We start from the raw sequence: 16,402 nt of genomic DNA on the forward strand, positions 1-16,402 counted from the left end.
GCGGTGGGTTTTCGCACGCCAGAGGCCCCGTCGCGGGTCGCGTCCATCAAAATTAGCGACGACTGATCTCGCGCGCGGTCGCCAGGGCGGCCAGCTTGTCGGGGTTGCGCATGACGTAGAAGTTGGAGATCTTGGCGTCGGTGATCTCCACCGAGATCACCCCTTCCAGATGCTCGTCCAGGTACAGCAGCACCGCCGGCGCGCTGTTGCAGGTCACCATCTCTACCCGCACCTGGCCCTTCGCCTTCCCCATGATGCCGGCGATGGCCCTGGCGACCCGGTCCGCGCCGACGATGGGCCGGCGAGCCGCGCTCACCTTCCCGCCGCTGTCAGCCATCCAGGTGGCGTCCGGGGCGAGCATGGTCATCAGTGCTTCCACATCGCCGGTGGCCGCGGTGGCCAGGAACTGCGCGGTGATTTCGGCGTGCCGCCGCGGGTTGGCCGCATCCACAGCGTCGGATCGCTTGCGCCGCGCGTGGACGTGGGCCCGCGCTCGATGGGCGACCTGCCGCACGGTCGGTGCTGATCTGCCCACCGCTTCGGCGATCTCACCGTAATCGAACCCGAACACTTCGCGCAGCACGAACACCGCGCGTTCGTCCGGGCTCAGCGTCTCCAGCACGACCAGCATCGCCATCGAAACCGATTCCGCCAGAACGACATCGGCGGAAGCGTCTTGGTCATTGAGCAGGAGCGGCTCGGGCAGCCAGGGCCCCACGTACTCTTCGCGTCGCCGTGCCTGCGCCCGCAACGCGTTGAGCGCCTGTCGGGTGACGAGCTGGGCCAGATAGGACTTGCTGTCCCGCACGGTCGACAGTTCGACATCAGCCCAGCGCAGGTAGCTGTCCTGCAGGACGTCGTCGGCTTCGGTCGCGGAGCCCAATATTTCGTAGGCGATGGTGAACAGCAGCGGGCGCAGCAGAGTGAATCGCTCTGCGTGCCCGCCGCTGTCCGATTGCCCGGATGGTGAATTCGTCACCGCACCGCGACCTGCGGGGCGGCGGCCAGTTGCGCGGACCGGTTGCCGCCCTTGAGCCAGCGGTACCAACCCGGCTTGGCGGCTTCTTTCCGCAGGCCCCACACGGTGCCCTTGCAGACCATCTCCTTGATCGACGCGGCGGCGCGGCCACCGACGTACAGCTTGATCGGGGTGTCGTCAGTGCGGGCCAATTGAACGGTGCCGTAGGTGCGGCCCACGCTGATGCATTGCCCGGTGAACGCCTGGTTCAGTGCCGCGGGTGTGGTCCCGGCGATGCGCGACAGCACCGTGTTGGCGGCCTGGGCGCCCAGCGGGATGGCGGCCTGGCAGCTCATCCGCAGCGGCTGGTTGGAGGGCGCGGCAGCATCGCCGGCGGCCACGATGCGCAGGTCGTTGATGCTGGTCAGCGTTTCGTCGGTGAGCAGGCGGCCGAGCGAGTCGGTGCGCAACCCACTGCGTGTCGCAAGGTCCGGAACGCCGAAGCCCGCCGTCCACACCGTCACCGCGCTGGGCAGCACCGAGCCGTCTCCGAGGACCACCGAGTCCCAGCGCACTTCGCTGACGGTGGCGGCTTCGAGCACGTTGACTCCGAGCTTGCGCAGTTGCTTGCCCACCGAACGCCGACCCGGCTCGCTCAGCGACGGACCCAGCGTGCCACCGCAGACCAGCGTCACCGTGCGACCCTGCTCGCCCAGTTCGCTGGCGGCTTCGATGCCGGTCAGGCCGCCGCCGACCACGGTCACCGCCGCGCCGGGGTCAAGGTCGGCCAGCGCGTAGCGGGCTCGTTGCGCGCCGTCGAGGTCTGCCAGTGAGTGGCTGTATTCGGCCGCGCCGGGCACCGCGTGGGGCGTCGCGCCCGTGCTGCCGACCGCGTAGACGAGGTAGTCGTAGTCCAACGCGGCACCCGAGGCCAGCTCAACCCGCCGGCCTGTCGCGTCGATGCGCTCGGCGTTATCGACAATCAAACGGATGCCTTCGCCCAGCAGCGTGCCGAAGTCGACGGTCGCGCTGCCGGTCCCGGCTGCCAATTGGTGCAGGCGGATCCGCTCGACGAACTGCGGGCGCGGGTTGACCATGGTGATGTCGACGTCGGCGCGCAGCCGGAGGTGGTTGGCGGCCATGGTTCCTGCGTATCCACCGCCGATGACGACGACGTGGTTTCGCACCTGGTTTCGGCGGCCGGTGGCGTCGTTACGCTCAGACATCTTTGTCTCCTAGATCTGAAATGCTCCGGTGTTTTTGACGTGCTGCCCTTCAGACACCGCAGGCCGGCAATCCGTGACAGTTCGGGCCTCAAATGTGAGCTGTCTCACGTCGGACGGCTGTGAAGCCGCCACGTGCGCCGAGTCGTTGTTGCGATGCCGAAGTTGTGACGCCGGATCAGGCGCGCCGCCAATGCACTTTGCCGCCGGCGCGCGCCGGCGGCTGACCGACCGGGGCGACGGACACCAGCCGACCCTGGCTGACCCGCGTAAATGCGCTCTTTTTTCGTTTAATGTCACACTCTTCGGCCGGGCTGAATCAGGCCTGCGTGATAGTCTCTGTTAACTAATAATGCATCCGTGACCTGCGCCGGTTCGGGTACTTCCCAGGCAATGAGGCGAGCTTCGATGCACATCGAAGGGCTTTCGAAAACGGCCGCCGCAATACTGTCCGCTGACTGGGTTAGTCGCTCATAATTGGCGCAGTGACCCATATGTGAGACGTGCACAAATCGGAGGAACCCGGTGCCGCGCAGCTTGGACCTCGTTGTTACCTCCGTAGCTACCCAGCTCATGGAGGCGACCGCGTCCACCGCTACGCAGGTGAGCGAGAAGGTGCTCGCGCAGCTTGTTGAACAATTCGATGTCGACGCCAGTTTCCTTCGCCACCATGACCATGACATCCGCGCGTCAGTCCTGGTTGCGGAGTGGCCTCCACGGGTCAACATTCCGGATCCGGATCCGCAGGCCGTTGTGCACTTCACCAGCGCCGACCCGGTACTCGCCCAATGCGAGCACGGCAGGAAGCCGGTGGTGATCCGGCCCGAGCAGAACACCCGATCCTTTCAGCGTTGGATCGGGGGTGCCCGACAGGCGCCGTCGCCCTCCGTCGCGGCCGCGCCGCTGGTATCGGGGGAGATGACGACCGGCGTGCTCGGCTTCGTCAAGTTCGGTGCCCGGAAGTGGAAGCAAGAAGAAATCAACACCCTCGAGGCGGTCGCGGCGCTGTTTGCGCAGCTGCAGGCCCGGATCGCCGCGGAGGAGAAGCTCCGCTATCTGGCCGAGCACGACGACCTGACCGGTCTCTACAACCGCCGCGCGCTGGTCGCCCACCTCTCCGACCGACTCGCCGCGGGCAATCCCGGACCCGTCGCGGTGTTGTACATGGACCTCGATCGGCTCAAGTCGATCAACGACTATCTCGGCCACACCGCGGGCGACTGGTTCATCCGCGTGTTCGCGCAACGCCTGCGAGTCTGCGCGGGAAGCCAGAGCATGATCGCCCGCCTCGGCGGCGACGAGTTCGTCGTCATCCCGGACCAGACGATGTCGAGTGGCGCGGCCGAGTCGTTCGCACGCCGGCTGGGCACGATGCTGCGCGAACGCCTGGCAATCGGCGGCCACCAGATCACCCGCACCATCAGCATCGGGCTGGCGGTGGGTATGCCCGGCCGCGACAACAGCACGGACCTGCTGCGTCGTGCCGACGAGGCGGTGTTGACCGCTAAGCGCGCCGGCGGCAACCAGGTGGCGCTGTCCACCGATGACATGTCGCTCAAGAGCGCGTTCCGTAATGACATCGAATTGCACCTGCAGGGCGACATCGATAGCGAAGCGCTGCTGCTGCACTATCTGCCCGAGGTCGACCTGTGGACCGGCGCCATTGTGGCGGCCGAGGCGCTGGTGCGCTGGCGGCACCCGATCTGGGGGCTGTTGCTTCCGGATTCGTTCATCGGGGTCGCCGAGTCGACCAACCTGGCGGGTGAACTCGGGCGCTGGGTGATGCGAAGCGCCTGTGCCGAATTCAGCCGGTGGCGATCCAACGGTGTGGGACAGAGTGCGATTCTGCGCATCAACGTCTCACCCGTGCAATTGATCACCCGGGGTTTCGTTCGCAGCGTCGCCGACACCATCGACGAGTTCGGCATCGATGGCGGATCGGTGTGTCTGGAGATCACCGAGCGCGCTGTGGTGCACGACATCGAGGCAACCCGCAAGACGTTGCACGAGCTCAAAGAGGTCGGTGTGCAGATCGCCATCGACGACTTCGGCACCGGTTACGCCGTGTTGTCGCATCTGAAGTCGCTGCCTGTCGACATGCTCAAGATCGACACCGGATTCGTTCGCGACCTCGGCACCAACGCCGGTGACCTGGCGATTGTTCGTGCCATTATCGGATTGGCCGAGGCGTTCGGACTGCAATTGGTCGCCGAAGGCGTCGAGACTCCGGCCGCTGCACTGACTTTGATGCAACATGGTTGCCACCGGGCGCAGGGATTTCTGTTGTCGCGCCCCGTTCCGGGCAACGCCATGGAGGCGTTGCTGTCCGCGCGCTGGATGCCGATGCCGTTCCTCGCAGATCGCGAGGCGCTGACGCTCGGCGCGATCTAGTTCAAGCAGAGAGTGGTTCGAACAATTAGGAAAATCACCCTTGTCGCTGTTGCGTGCGTAAGTGTCCTGGTCGCGAGCGTGGCCCTACTCATCGGCGCCTGCAGTCGCAAGCACACCGATCCCGGTCCGTTGTCGGCAATGGTGAGTCCGGCGATCCCGTCGACCGCTCAGGAAATACCCAACCCATTGCGCGGTCAGTACGAGGACTTATTGGAGCCGCTCTTTCCCCAGGGCGCCCCTGCCCAGCAGCGCTACCCGGCATGGCCCGCTTCCTACGACGCCAGCCTGCGGGTCACCTGGCGGCAGTTGCAGCCCGCAGATCCGGCCACGTTGCCACCGGACGCGCCGGACGATCGCAAGTTCGACTTCAGCGCCATCGACGATGCGCTCAATAAGCTCGCCGAGCGCCACATGCGGCTGACCCTTCGGGTACAGACCTACAACTCGTGCTGCAGCGCCTCTTATTCGAACAACACCAACATCGAGATCCCGGACTGGGAGCGCGCCAAGCCGAGCACAAATACCAGCTATCCCGGACCGGTAAACGGGCGCAACTCCGGCGCTACGCAGGTGGTGCCGAACTTCAACGACCCCACCTATCTCAACGACTTCGGCCAATTGCTGGCCGCCTTGGGCCGCCGTTACGACACTGACGAGCGCCTGAGCGTCTTCGAGTTCTCCGGCTACGGCGACTTCAGCGAGAACCACATTGCTTACTTGCGTGACTCGCTGAACGCAGCCGGCCCGGGGCCTGACGAAAGTACGGCCGCCCTCGGCTACTACAGCCAGTTCCGCGACCAGAACATCACGACCGCGTCGATCCAACAGCTCGTCGCCGCGAACGTGAGTGCCTTTCCGCACACCCAACTCGTGACTGCGCCGAACAACCCTGAGATCGTGCGTCAGTTGCTCGCCGACGAGGTCACCAAGAAACTGGCCGCACCGGTCGGTATCCGCTCTGACTGCCTCGGCGTCACCCCGCCATTGCCGACCTGGGCCGAGTCCAGCACATCGCACTACGTGCAAACTCAGGACGCGCTGGTCGGGCAGCTGAAGGAACGGCTAGGAAAGGCGCTGGTGATCACCGAGTGGTGCCAGTTGCCGAACGGCACCATGCCGCAGACCTATTACGACAAGGGCCTGCACGACGTGATCAGGTACCACGTCTCGATGACGTCGAGCACCAACTTCCCGGATCAGAATGCGACTTCTCCGATGGATCCCAAGCTCTATGTGCAGTGGGCGCAGGCGAACGCCACGGCCGGTTATCGGTATTCGGTCGAAGCCCAACCCGGGTCGCAATCCCTGCAAGACCAGGTGGCGACCATTTCAGTGAACTGGACGAACTACGGGTCGGCCGCGGCCACCGAGAAGTGGGTACCGGGCTACCGGTTGGTGTCCTTCACCGGGCAGACGGTTCGGACGTTGCCTGCCACCGTCGATTTGAAGGCGTTGGTCTCCGATGCCTCAGGCGACCGGACCGAGCCACTGCCCGCGACGGCGACCGAGACCGTCCGCGTCGACCTCAAGGGCTTGGCGCCTGGGCACTACTCGCTGCGGGCTGCTATCGACTGGCAGCAGCACAAGCCGAACGGTTCGCACGTGGTCAACTACCCGCCGATGCAGTTGGCGCGCGACGGACGCGATGACTCCGGTTTCTATCCCGTCGCCACGCTCGACTTAGCGCGCAGTGTGCTGACGTCGACTGCTCCAAAGCCTTAGCGCGATGTGACCGCGTCCTGGTCGAGGACGGCTGATACCGGTTCGGCGCGGACTGGTGGTAACACGTAAATAGCGGCCGGACTTGCGCACTAAACCGACTAAGCAGTGTCCGATTTAGCGTTTAACGTACGGAAAGTTCTGAAATCGGATAGCTAGTTCACTCAAGGTATGAAATGGGATAATCTGCAGTCGGATGGGCGTGGATATCTGCGGCTGAGCACCTGACTGCTAACCTCACAGTTGGCGCCTTGCAGTCGGCACAAATGTGTCGCCTGAGACACGCGCGGTGGTCCGCCCACCACGTGGTAGGAGTTGGCCGCCCTGTTCGGAGGAAGGCATCGCGACGGTGAAGACGATCGTTCCGGTCACCGGTGGTGACCGCGAAACCCTCGTGCTTCTGTGGTGCCCATCGGGCAACCCGCCCCGTCCTCATGAATCCTGCGGGTCAGATGTCGACTGAAACAACTGACGGAAGAGCGGATAGCACCCGGCAGCAGATTCTGCGGGCCGCGGCACACCAGTTCGCGCGCCGGCCCTACCACGACGTTGGTCTCGACGACATCCTGGCCGAAGCCGAACTGACCAAGGGCGCGATGTACTTCCACTTCCGCTCCAAGCACGCGCTTGCGGTCGCGATCATCGATCAGCACCGGACGGAGGGGCGGGTAGCGGTTGACGACCTGCTGGCCCGGCAGCTCTCCGGTCTCGAGACCCTCATCGACTTTTGCTACCTGGCTGCACTGCACGACATCACCAAGGACGTGGCCAGGGCGGCCTCGCACCTCATCGAGTCGGTAGGGCGGGCCGAAGGCCTGCAGACAAAACTGCTGGGCGGGTGGATCGAGATGCTGGCCACAGTGGTTACGCGCGCGATCGCTGAAGGTGACGTGTCCGACGAGTGGGAGCCGCGCGACGTGGGGCGTCTGATCGTGTCGATGTATATGGGATTGCGCCAAACAAGCGACCTGGAAGACCCCAAGCAGTACCTTCTTGATCTGGAAAGGAACTGCATGCTGGTGCTTGCGGGCATCCTGCAACCGGATCGAATCGACTACTTCAAGCAATTCGTCAGGCGGCGCACCTCCCTTGCGGTCAACTCGCTGTCGGCCCCGGCGAGCGCCAGCTAGTCCGACGCATAAATGCTCCGGGCGCAGCATCCAAGGCGCAGAAACGTCGGCTGTTAGTCTTGACCGGCTGACCAGGAAGAACGAGACGCACAGACCCGGCTGATACCGGACAGACACCACTTGCGGAGGTGCGAAAAGCGATGGCGCGCCAGGTTCGATCCGAGGTCACACGTCGGAAGATTCTCGATGCGGCGATCGATGTATTCAGTGAGGTCGGGTACGCGGCCGCTGGGTGGGGCACCATCATCGAGCGGACGGGCATGACCAAAGGTGCCCTCTACCATCACTTTGACTCCAAGGAAGCGCTCGCATCGGACATCATCGACGAGGGCGCCCTGGTCCTGCTCGCGGCGTTTCGTAGCGTCAGCGCTTCGGGATCGCCCGCCCTGGAAAACATGATCCACGGCACCTTCGCGATCGCCCAGGTGCTCAGCACGGATAAGACGGCTCGCGCCGCAGAGCAGTTGATCGCCGCGTTGAGCGGATTCAACGACGCCGCCGCCCGCTGTTGCGCAGGCTGGGTGTCGGAAATGGCAGTCCAGGCCCGGCGGGCGATCCTGGAAGGCGATCTGCGCGAAGACGTCGACCCGGAAGCCCTCGCCGAGGCGATCGTGGGTGCCATGATCGGAACTCGGATGCTCTCCATCGCGGTATCCCGAACCCGCAGCAACGAAGGCGTGATTGACGAACTCAATTCGCGATTGGGTCAGATCTGGATTCTGCTGCTGCCGGGCGCTGCCGCCGAGGCGTCGCTGCCTTACTTTCGGCAGTTCCTTGCCCGTGAAGCGATGCGTCATTCGCGACCGAGTGCGCACGCGGTCGCCGCGGCAGCGCCATCGGAAACAAACTAGCTCTACGCGCTTGCGGCGCCGAGTGGGCCGGCCATAACCGAGCGGGCTTAGCGCTCCTCTTCCCACAATTGTTCGGTCAGATCCTGAAAAGCCGCGAGGGCGAACTTGTCATCGGCGCGCCGAACCGCTGATCTGCTCATCAGTGCGCGCACCACTGAACCGTCCTTATGGGCGAGTTCGACCACCATGTTTGCCAAGGCATGAACGAAGGAGAGCAGCGACGATTCCGATTCCGGGGCCTGGTGGAAGATCTCGTGAAACCGCAATTCCAGAACCTCGTCCGGTTCGAAGCCCACCATGGCAGCGAAGGGGGTATTGGTGAACAAGATGCTTCCGTCATCGGCGATCGCGAGGACGGGCACTGGGATCCGCTCGAGCACCACAAGTGCAGGCAATTGCTTCAACGTGGTTATCGGCGACTGGCTGGGCTGCCGATTTTGTCTTCGCTCCACTTTGCAATTATGTCCTATAGCCGAAAAACGATGCTCACTCGCCTCGGTATTTGCGGCGCGGCCGGTCGCCTTAAGTGGTGTCGGGCACTTGGTAGCGGGGGAACACCCCTGTGGGCGGCGGCAATACCGTCCCAGGCGCGAGCCGCACGCCGGCCGCGGCGAACGTCCGCTGGCCTTCGGTCTGGCCGAGCAGATCCAGCAATTTCCCGGCCGAATCCGGCAGCACTGGGCTGACCAGTAGCGCGGCGATGCGGACCACTTCGCAGGTGACGTAGAGCGTGGTGCGGAACCTGTCCTGGTCGGCGTCGGCGTCGCTCTTTCGCAACACCCAGGGCTGTTGCGCCGAAAAATACTTGTTCGCGTCGCCGAGCATCAGCCAGATCGCCTCGAGCGCAAGGTGTATCGCCTGCACGTCGAAATGGGTGCGCACCCGCTCCAGCAGGCCGTCGGCCGTGGCCAGCAACTCGGTGTCGGCCTCGGTGAACTCGCCCGGTTCGGGTGCCACCCCGTCCAGGTTCTTGGCCACCATCGACAACGACCGCTGAGCCAGATTGCCGAGTTCGTTGGCCAGATCGGTATTGATCCGGTTGATGATCGATTCGTCGCTGTAGCTGCCGTCCTGGCCGAACGGGATTTCGCGCAATAAGAAATAGCGGACCTGATCCACGCCGAAGGTATCGACCATCGCCACCGGGTCGACGATGTTGCCGACGGACTTGCTCATCTTCTCGCCCCGGTTGTGCAGGAAACCGTGCGCGAAAACCCGTTGTGGCAACTCGATTCCGGCCGACATCAAGAAAGCCGGCCAGTACACGGCGTGGAATCTGATGATGTCTTTGCCGATCATGTGCAGATCGGCGGGCCAATATTTGCCGAACAACGCCGAGTCGGTGTCCGGGAACCCGGCGCCGGTCAGATAGTTGGTCAGCGCGTCGACCCACACATACATGATGTGGTCGGGGTGTCCGGGCACCTGCACGCCCCAGTCGAATGACGTGCGGGATACCGATAGATCCTCCAGGCCGCCGGAGACGAAGCTGACGACTTCGTTGCGACGGGTGTCCGGCGCGATGAATCCGGGGTTGGCTTTGTAGTGCGCCAGCAGCTTGTCCGCGTACGACGACAGCCGGAAGAAGAAGGTCTCTTCCTCCGTCCAGGTCACCGGTGTGCCGGTTTCCACCGCGATCCGAGTGCCGTCCTCAAGCAGTTGGGTCTCCGATTCGACGAAGAACCGTTCGTCGCGCACCGAGTACCAACCGGCGTAGTTGTCCAGATAGATGTCACCGGCGGCCTGCATCCGCCGCCAGATTTCCGTCGACGCCTCGTGATGGTCGGCGTCGGTGGTGCGGATGAACCGGTCGAAGGAGATATTGAGCTTCTCCTGCATGCGCTCGAACACATCCGAGTTGCTGCGCGCCAGCTGGGCGGTCGGCACCCCGGCAGCCGCGGCGGCCTGTGCGACCTTGAGGCCGTGCTCGTCTGTCCCGGTAAGAAATCTCACGTCGAAACCGTCGAGCCGCTTGAACCGGGCGATCGCGTCGGTGGCGATGTATTCGTAGGCGTGACCCATGTGCGGCACGCCGTTCGGGTAGGCGATCGCGGTGGTTACGTAATAGGGCTTCATCGCAACTCACCCTATTGGTTGGGTTCATCGTCCGTGTGTGGACATATCGTGTCCGCGTGAGCTCCAACCGGTCCGCCCAGCGACAGGCTCCGCCCGCACCGGAGCCTTTGTCGCCCTTGATTGACGCCCACACCCACCTCGACGCGTGTGGCGCGTCCGACGCTGCGGGGGTGCGCGCCATCGTTGACCGCGCCGCGGCGGTCGGGGTCACCGCCGTTGTCACCATCGCCGACGACATGGATTCGGCCCGCTGGGTGACACAGGCAACCGAATGGGATCCGCGGGTCTACGGGGCTGTGGCGCTACACCCGACACGGGCCGACGCACTCACCGACACCGCCCGTGGCGAGATCGAGGAACTGGCCGCACATCCACGGGTCGTGGCCGTCGGTGAAACGGGCATGGACATGTACTGGCCCGGTCGGCTCGACGGTTGCGCGCAGCCGGACGTGCAACGTGAGGCCTTTGCCTGGCACATCGACCTGGCAAAGCGCCTCGGTAAACCGCTGATGATCCACAACCGGGAGGCCGATCGCGAGGTGCTGGATGTGCTGCGTGCCGAGGGTGCGCCCGACACCGTGATTTTTCACTGTTTCTCGTCCGACAGCGCGATGGCGCGGGCGTGCGTTGCCGCCGGCTGGTTGATCAGCCTGTCCGGGACAGTGAGCTTCCGCAACGCTCGGGATCTTCGCGAAGCTGTTCCGCTGATACCGATCGAGCAACTTTTGGTGGAGACCGACGCACCATTTCTGACTCCGCACCCCTATCGCGGCGCAGCAAATGAGTCGTACTGCCTGCCATATACCGTGCGCGCCCTTGCTGAACTGGTCAATCGGCGGCCGGAAGAATTGGCGGAAATCACCACGAGCAATGCTTGGCGAGCGTACGGACTGGGCCAGAAACCCTAGTCTTTGCCCCTAATCCGCGAGCAGGAGTTGCTCAGCATTCGTCCGTTCGTTACCGTCTTGTGATCGATCGCGGGGCCGCAGTGGCCTCTTTTGTGATTTCAGGTGAATAGGGTCGGGAAGCTCGTCGTTGAGCGTTCGCTAAGGGTTGATTAGGTCGGGATTACATACATTGAGTCTGCTTACGAAACTTCATGAAACTGAATCACCGGTGTTGCGCCTGGTAGTTGGCGCGTTGTTGTTGGTACTGACTTTTGCCGGCGGATACGCCGTCTCCGTGTCCAAGACCGTGACGTTGACCGTCGACGGGACTTCGATGCGAGTCGCGACGATGAAGTCGAAAGTGATCGACATCGTCCAGGAAAACGGGTACGACGTCAGCGGGCGTGACGACGTGTATCCCGCAGCCGACGTGACCGTCGGCGACGCTTCGACCATCGTGCTGCGGCGCAGCAGGCCGTTGGAGATCACGCTGGACGGGCAGAACTCCCGTCAGGTGTGGACCACGGCGTCCACTGTCGACGAGGCGCTCGCGCAGCTTGCCATGACCGACACCGCCCCCGCCGCGGCTTCCCGCGCGAGCCGCGTTCCACTGGCAGGCATGTCCCTGCCGGTCGTGAGCGCCAAGACGGTCCAGATCGACGATGGCGGAAATGTCCGGTCGGTGCATCTGCCGGCGCCCACAGTTGCCGGGTTGTTGGCGGCCGCAGGCATCCCACTGCAGGAAGCCGACCAGGTAGTGCCCGGCGCGACGGCCCCGATCACCGACGGGATGCAGATCCAGGTCACGCGTAACCGCATCGAGCAGATCACCGAGCGGATGCCGCTGCCGCCACCGGCGCGCCGCATCGAGGACCCGGAGCTGAACATGAGCCGGGAGATCGTCGAAGACCCGGGCCTTCCCGGCACGCAGGACGTGACGTTCGCGGTGGCCGAGGTCAACGGCGTCGAGACTGGTCGCCTGCCGATTTCCAACGTCGTGCTCAGTCCGGCACACGAAGCGGTGGTGCGGGTGGGCACCAAGCCGGGTACCGAGGTGCCGGCGGTGAACGACGGAAGCATCTGGGACGCCCTCGCGGGATGCGAAGCCGGCGGCAACTGGGCGATCAACACCGGTAACGGGTTCTACGGCGGCGTGCAGTTCGACCAGGGCACCTGGGAGGCCAGCGGCGGGCTGCGCTACGCCCCTCGTGCCGACATGGCCACCCGCGAGGAGCAGATCGCGGTCGCCGAGGTGACCCGGCAGCGTCAAGGCTGGGGTGCCTGGCCGGTATGCAGTGGACGGGCGGGTGCGCGCTGACCGTCCGACTGCTAGGGCGCACCGATATCAGGCGGTTGGCCAAGGAGCTCGATGTCAGGCCGCGGAAGTCCCTCGGACAGAATTTTGTACACGACGCGAACACGGTGCGGAAAGTGGTCACCGCCTCGGGGGTCGACAAGTCCGACGTCGTTCTCGAGGTCGGTCCCGGTCTAGGGTCGCTGACGCTGGCGTTACTGGACCGCGGCGCGGCCGTGATCGCCGTCGAGATCGATCCGGTGCTTGCCGAGCGGCTGCCGCAGACAATTGCCGAGCACTCGACCAGCGAGTTCCAACGACTCACCGTCGTCAACCAAGACGTGTTGGGCCTGCGCAGGGACGATCTGGACACCGAGCCGACGGCGGTGGTGGCCAACCTGCCCTACAACGTGGCAGTCCCGGCTCTGTTGCATCTGCTCGCCGAATTTCCCACCATCCGCGTGGTGACGGTGATGGTGCAGGCCGAGGTCGCCGAGCGCCTTGCCGCTGGGCCGGGCGGCAAGGAATACGGGGTGCCCAGCGTCAAGGTGAACTTCTACGGTCGGGTGCGCCGCTGCGGCACGGTGCCGCCGACGGTGTTCTGGCCCGTTCCCCGCGTCGACTCCGGTCTGGTTCGCATCGATCGCTACGAGACGTCGCCGTTTCCCGTTGACGAAACGTTCCGCAAACGGGTTTTCGAGCTGGTGGACATCGCGTTCGCGCAACGCCGCAAGACGTCGCGCAATGCGTTCGCGGGATGGGCGGGGTCGGGCAACGAGTCGGCGAACCGCCTGCTCGCGGCCAGTATCGACCCTGCCCGACGCGGCGAGACCCTGTCGGTCGACGACTTTGTGCGCCTGTTGCGACGCTCTGGCGACGGAGACGCCGCCCCGGGCGCCGGCCAGGACCAGGCGCAGGTTCCCGCCGGCTGATGCCGCGCCGATCAGCCGCCCGTCGTGCCGCTGCGAGTGGTTCATTGCGCGCAGCGATAGTCTGCTGCGATGTCTGACGGCAACGTAGCCGAATTGTGGGTGCCCACCGGTTCGGTCACTGTGCGGGTACCGGGGAAGGTGAACCTCTACCTGGCCGTCGGTGACCGCCGCGACGATGGCTACCACGAGCTGACGACGGTGTTTCACGCCGTCTCGCTGTTCGACGAGGTGACGGTCCGCAGTGCTGACGTGCTGTCGCTGGACCATGTCGGCGAAGGCGCCGACAAGCTGCCCACAGACGAACGCAACCTCGCCTGGCGGGCCGCCGAGCTGATGGCCGAGCATGTGGGCCGCGCACCTGACGTATCGATCCTGATCGACAAGTCCATTCCGCTGGCCGGGGGAATGGCGGGCGGCAGCGCCGACGCAGCCGCGGTGCTGGTGGCGATGAACTCGTTGTGGGAGCTGAACGTGCCCCGCCGGGATTTACGCACGATGGCCGCGCAGTTGGGCAGCGACGTGCCGTTCGCGTTGCACGGCGGCACCGCGCTGGGAACTGGCCGTGGCGAGGAGCTGGCCACCGTGCTGTCGCGCAATACGTTCCACTGGGTGCTGGCGTTCGCCGACAGCGGGCTGCTGACTCCGGGGGTATACGGCGAGCTGGATCGGCTCAGAGAAGCCGGCGATCCACCGCGCCTTGACGAGCCGGGACCCGTCCTCGCCGCACTGGCAGCGGGCGATCCACAGCAGCTCGCACCACTGTTGGGTAACGAGATGCAGGCGGCAGCCGTCAGTCTGGATCCAGCGCTGCGCCGGACACTGCGCGCGGGTGTCGAAGCGGGGGCACTGGCCGGGATTGTGTCCGGATCGGGTCCTACCTGCGCGTTCTTGTGTGACTCGGCGGACTCCGCCATTGACGTCGGCGCTCAGTTGTCGGGTGCGGGGGTGTGCCGCACCGTCCGGGTCGCGAGTGGACCGGTGCCCGGAGCCAAGGTGGTACCGGCGCCCGCAACTGACTCGTAACCGCCGGGACGCGAATGTGACATCGAACTCAAATCATCTAGGGGTTTGGTAGTTACTTAAGAGTTGCTTAAGATAATGCGCGGTGGTGAGTCACGATGCGTCCGAGCAGCCCAGTCACCACGGGCCTGCAGAGCCGCGCTTCATCATCAAATCGAGACCTAACCGCTCCCCAACGTGTACGCGCGCCTGCCTCAAAGCGAGATCTGGCAGGTGCAACATTAGAAGTTCGGACCTTGGGGTTGTGCTGGAACCGAGGAGGTTTGCGTGAGCAGGTTTACCGAGAAGATGTTTCTCAATGCCCGCACTGCTACGACGGGCATGGTCACCGGTGAACCCCACGAACCGATTCGTCACACTTGGGGCGAGGTCCACGAGCGCGCACGTTGTATTGCGGGTGGCCTTGCCGCCGCGGGTATCGGACGGGGCGACGCCGTTGGAGTGCTCGCCGGCTTCCCCGTTGAGATCGCCCCAACGGCGCAGGGCTTGTGGATGCGCGGTGCCAGCCTGACCATGCTGCACCAGCCCACACCGCGCACCGACCTGGTGATGTGGGCCGAAGACACCATGACTGTCATCGGCATGATCGAGGCCAAGGCCGTCATCGTCTCGGAACCGTTCACGGTGGCCATCCCCGTGCTCGAGGAAAAGGGCATCACAGTCCTCACCGCCGCCGACCTGCTGGCCTCGGACCCGATCGACCCGATCGAGGTCGGCGAAGACGACCTGGCTCTCATGCAGTTGACGTCGGGATCGACCGGATCCCCGAAGGCCGTCCAGATCACCCACCGCAACATCTACTCCAACGCCGAGGCGATGTTCATCGGCGCCGAGTACGACGTCCACAAGGACGTAATGGTCAGCTGGTTGCCCTGCTTCCACGACATGGGCATGGTCGGCTTCCTCACCATTCCGATGTTCTTCGGCGCGGAACTGGTCAAGGTCACCCCGATGGACTTCCTGCGCGACACGCTGCTGTGGGCGAAGTTGATCGACAAGTACAAGGGCACCATGACCGCGGCCCCGAACTTCGCCTACGCGCTGCTCGCCAAGCGGTTGCGCCGCCAGGCCAACGCCGGCCAGTTCGACTTGTCGTCGCTGCGCTTCGCGCTCTCCGGCGCCGAGCCCGTCGATCCCGCCGACGTCGAGGACCTCCTCGACGCGGGCAAGCCGTTCGGCCTGCGGCCGTCGGCGATCCTGCCGGCCTACGGCATGGCCGAGACAACGCTGGCCGTGTCGTTCTCCAAGTGCAACTCCGGCTTGGTGGTCGACGAGGTCGACAGCGATCTGATGGCAGCGCTGCGACGGGCCGTACCGGCAACCAAGGGCAACACCCGCAGGCTGGCCACGCTTGGGCCGCTGCTGCAGGACCTGGAGGCACGCGTCGTCGACGAGAACGGCGATCCGCTTCCCGCCCGCGGCGTCGGAGTCATCGAGCTGCGCGGCGAGTGCGTGACGCCCGGCTACATCACCATGGGCGGCTTCATCCCGGCTCAGGACGAGCACGGCTGGTACGACACCGGCGACCTCGGCTACCTTCTGGAAAACGGTCACGTCGTGGTGTGTGGCCGCGTCAAAGACGTCATCATCATGGCCGGCCGCAATATCTACCCGACCGACATCGAGCGGGCGGCGGGCCGGGTTGTCGGCGTCCGCCCGGGCTGCGCGGTAGCCGTGCGCCTCGACGCCGGGCACTCACGAGAGTCCTTCGCCGTCGCCGTCGAGTCGAATGCTTTCGAGAACCCGGCCGAGTGCCGCCGTATCGAGCACGACGTGGCCCACGAGGTCGTCAAAGAGGTTGATGTACGGCCACGCAACGTCGTCGTGCTCGGCCCGGGGACCATTCCCAAGACGCCGTCGGGCAAGCTGCGCCGGGCGAACTCCGTCACCCTGGTCACCTAGACCTGGCGGTCACTCAGAT

The 16,402-nt window shown here is 64.8% G+C and carries 13 protein-coding genes; 9 read left to right on the forward strand and 4 right to left on the reverse strand.

Translation table 11 applies throughout. From position 1 onward, the window contains the following. Positions 1–52: 52 nt before the first annotated feature. Both ACZY1I_RS09155 and ACZY1I_RS09160 read right to left on the reverse strand, forming a co-directional pair. Positions 53–979: an RNA polymerase sigma-70 factor gene (locus ACZY1I_RS09155; protein ID WP_463754034.1), complete on the reverse strand. Its 927-nt coding sequence runs from the start codon at positions 977–979 to the stop codon at positions 53–55. Continuing rightward, complete coding sequence (locus ACZY1I_RS09160) at positions 976–2,184, reverse strand: NAD(P)/FAD-dependent oxidoreductase (RefSeq protein WP_463754036.1); 1,209 nt, start codon at positions 2,182–2,184, stop codon at positions 976–978. Before ACZY1I_RS09160 ends, ACZY1I_RS09155 begins: the two co-directional genes overlap by 4 nt. Before the next feature lie 522 nt (positions 2,185–2,706). On the opposite strand from ACZY1I_RS09160, the gene ACZY1I_RS09165 reads away from it, so the two are divergent. The 4 genes from ACZY1I_RS09165 (at position 2,707) to ACZY1I_RS09180 (ending at position 8,272) form a co-directional block, all read left to right on the forward strand. Then, on the forward strand, positions 2,707–4,572 hold the full coding sequence (locus tag ACZY1I_RS09165; protein WP_463754037.1) for a putative bifunctional diguanylate cyclase/phosphodiesterase: 1,866 nt from the start codon (positions 2,707–2,709) through the stop codon (positions 4,570–4,572). Between the two features lie 66 nt (positions 4,573–4,638). Continuing rightward, the gene (locus tag ACZY1I_RS09170) at positions 4,639–6,294 is read left to right on the forward strand and encodes a hypothetical protein (RefSeq protein ID WP_463754353.1); all 1,656 of its coding nucleotides are present in this window, start codon (positions 4,639–4,641) and stop codon (positions 6,292–6,294) included. A gap of 449 nt (positions 6,295–6,743) precedes the next feature. Continuing rightward, a complete protein-coding gene (locus tag ACZY1I_RS09175) occupies positions 6,744–7,421 on the forward strand; it encodes a TetR family transcriptional regulator (RefSeq protein WP_463754038.1) in 678 nt (225 codons plus the stop codon). 140 nt (positions 7,422–7,561) lie between these two features. After that, the gene (locus ACZY1I_RS09180; RefSeq protein WP_463754039.1) at positions 7,562–8,272 is read left to right on the forward strand and encodes a TetR family transcriptional regulator; all 711 of its coding nucleotides are present in this window, start codon (positions 7,562–7,564) and stop codon (positions 8,270–8,272) included. A 47-nt stretch (positions 8,273–8,319) separates the two neighbouring features. Here ACZY1I_RS09180 and ACZY1I_RS09185 read toward each other — a convergent pair whose 3' ends face one another. Both ACZY1I_RS09185 and metG read right to left on the reverse strand, forming a co-directional pair. Continuing rightward, entirely contained in the window at positions 8,320–8,685 is a 366-nt protein-coding gene (locus ACZY1I_RS09185; RefSeq protein ID WP_463754354.1) for a PAS domain S-box protein, read from the reverse strand. 109 nt (positions 8,686–8,794) lie between these two features. Beyond that, positions 8,795–10,348: a methionine--tRNA ligase gene (metG, locus tag ACZY1I_RS09190; RefSeq protein WP_463754040.1), complete on the reverse strand. Its 1,554-nt coding sequence runs from the start codon at positions 10,346–10,348 to the stop codon at positions 8,795–8,797. Positions 10,349–10,404: 56 nt separating this feature from the next. On the opposite strand from metG, the gene ACZY1I_RS09195 reads away from it, so the two are divergent. The 5 genes from ACZY1I_RS09195 (at position 10,405) to ACZY1I_RS09215 (ending at position 16,383) form a co-directional block, all read left to right on the forward strand. Further along, positions 10,405–11,256, forward strand: coding sequence for a TatD family hydrolase (locus ACZY1I_RS09195; protein WP_463754041.1), 852 nt, complete (start codon positions 10,405–10,407; stop codon positions 11,254–11,256). Between the two features lie 169 nt (positions 11,257–11,425). Next, a complete protein-coding gene (locus ACZY1I_RS09200; protein WP_463754043.1) occupies positions 11,426–12,553 on the forward strand; it encodes a transglycosylase family protein in 1,128 nt (375 codons plus the stop codon). Beyond that, on the forward strand, positions 12,526–13,461 hold the full coding sequence (gene rsmA, locus ACZY1I_RS09205; RefSeq protein WP_463754044.1) for a 16S rRNA (adenine(1518)-N(6)/adenine(1519)-N(6))-dimethyltransferase RsmA: 936 nt from the start codon (positions 12,526–12,528) through the stop codon (positions 13,459–13,461). Before ACZY1I_RS09200 ends, rsmA begins: the two co-directional genes overlap by 28 nt. Before the next feature lie 69 nt (positions 13,462–13,530). Continuing rightward, positions 13,531–14,484, forward strand: coding sequence for a 4-(cytidine 5'-diphospho)-2-C-methyl-D-erythritol kinase (locus ACZY1I_RS09210; RefSeq protein ID WP_463754045.1), 954 nt, complete (start codon positions 13,531–13,533; stop codon positions 14,482–14,484). Positions 14,485–14,748: 264 nt separating this feature from the next. Next, entirely contained in the window at positions 14,749–16,383 is a 1,635-nt protein-coding gene (locus tag ACZY1I_RS09215; protein WP_463754046.1) for a fatty acyl-AMP ligase, read from the forward strand. Positions 16,384–16,402 lie beyond the last annotated feature (19 nt).

Source organism: Mycobacterium sp. IDUB_37 (assembly GCF_055419245.1).

Bases quoted from the DNA above. Each gene is read 5' to 3' on its own strand.
- ACZY1I_RS09160 (WP_463754036.1), bottom strand. From the start codon at position 2,184: ATGTCTGAGCGTAACGACGCCACCGGCCGCCGAAACCAGGTGCGAAAC.
- ACZY1I_RS09175 (WP_463754038.1), top strand. From the start codon at position 6,744: ATGTCGACTGAAACAACTGACGGAAGAGCGGATAGCACCCGGCAGCAG.
- ACZY1I_RS09180 (WP_463754039.1), top strand. From the start codon at position 7,562: ATGGCGCGCCAGGTTCGATCCGAGGTCACACGTCGGAAGATTCTCGAT.
- metG (WP_463754040.1), bottom strand. From the start codon at position 10,348: ATGAAGCCCTATTACGTAACCACCGCGATCGCCTACCCGAACGGCGTG.
- rsmA (WP_463754044.1), top strand. From the start codon at position 12,526: ATGCAGTGGACGGGCGGGTGCGCGCTGACCGTCCGACTGCTAGGGCGC.
- ACZY1I_RS09210 (WP_463754045.1), top strand. From the start codon at position 13,531: ATGTCTGACGGCAACGTAGCCGAATTGTGGGTGCCCACCGGTTCGGTC.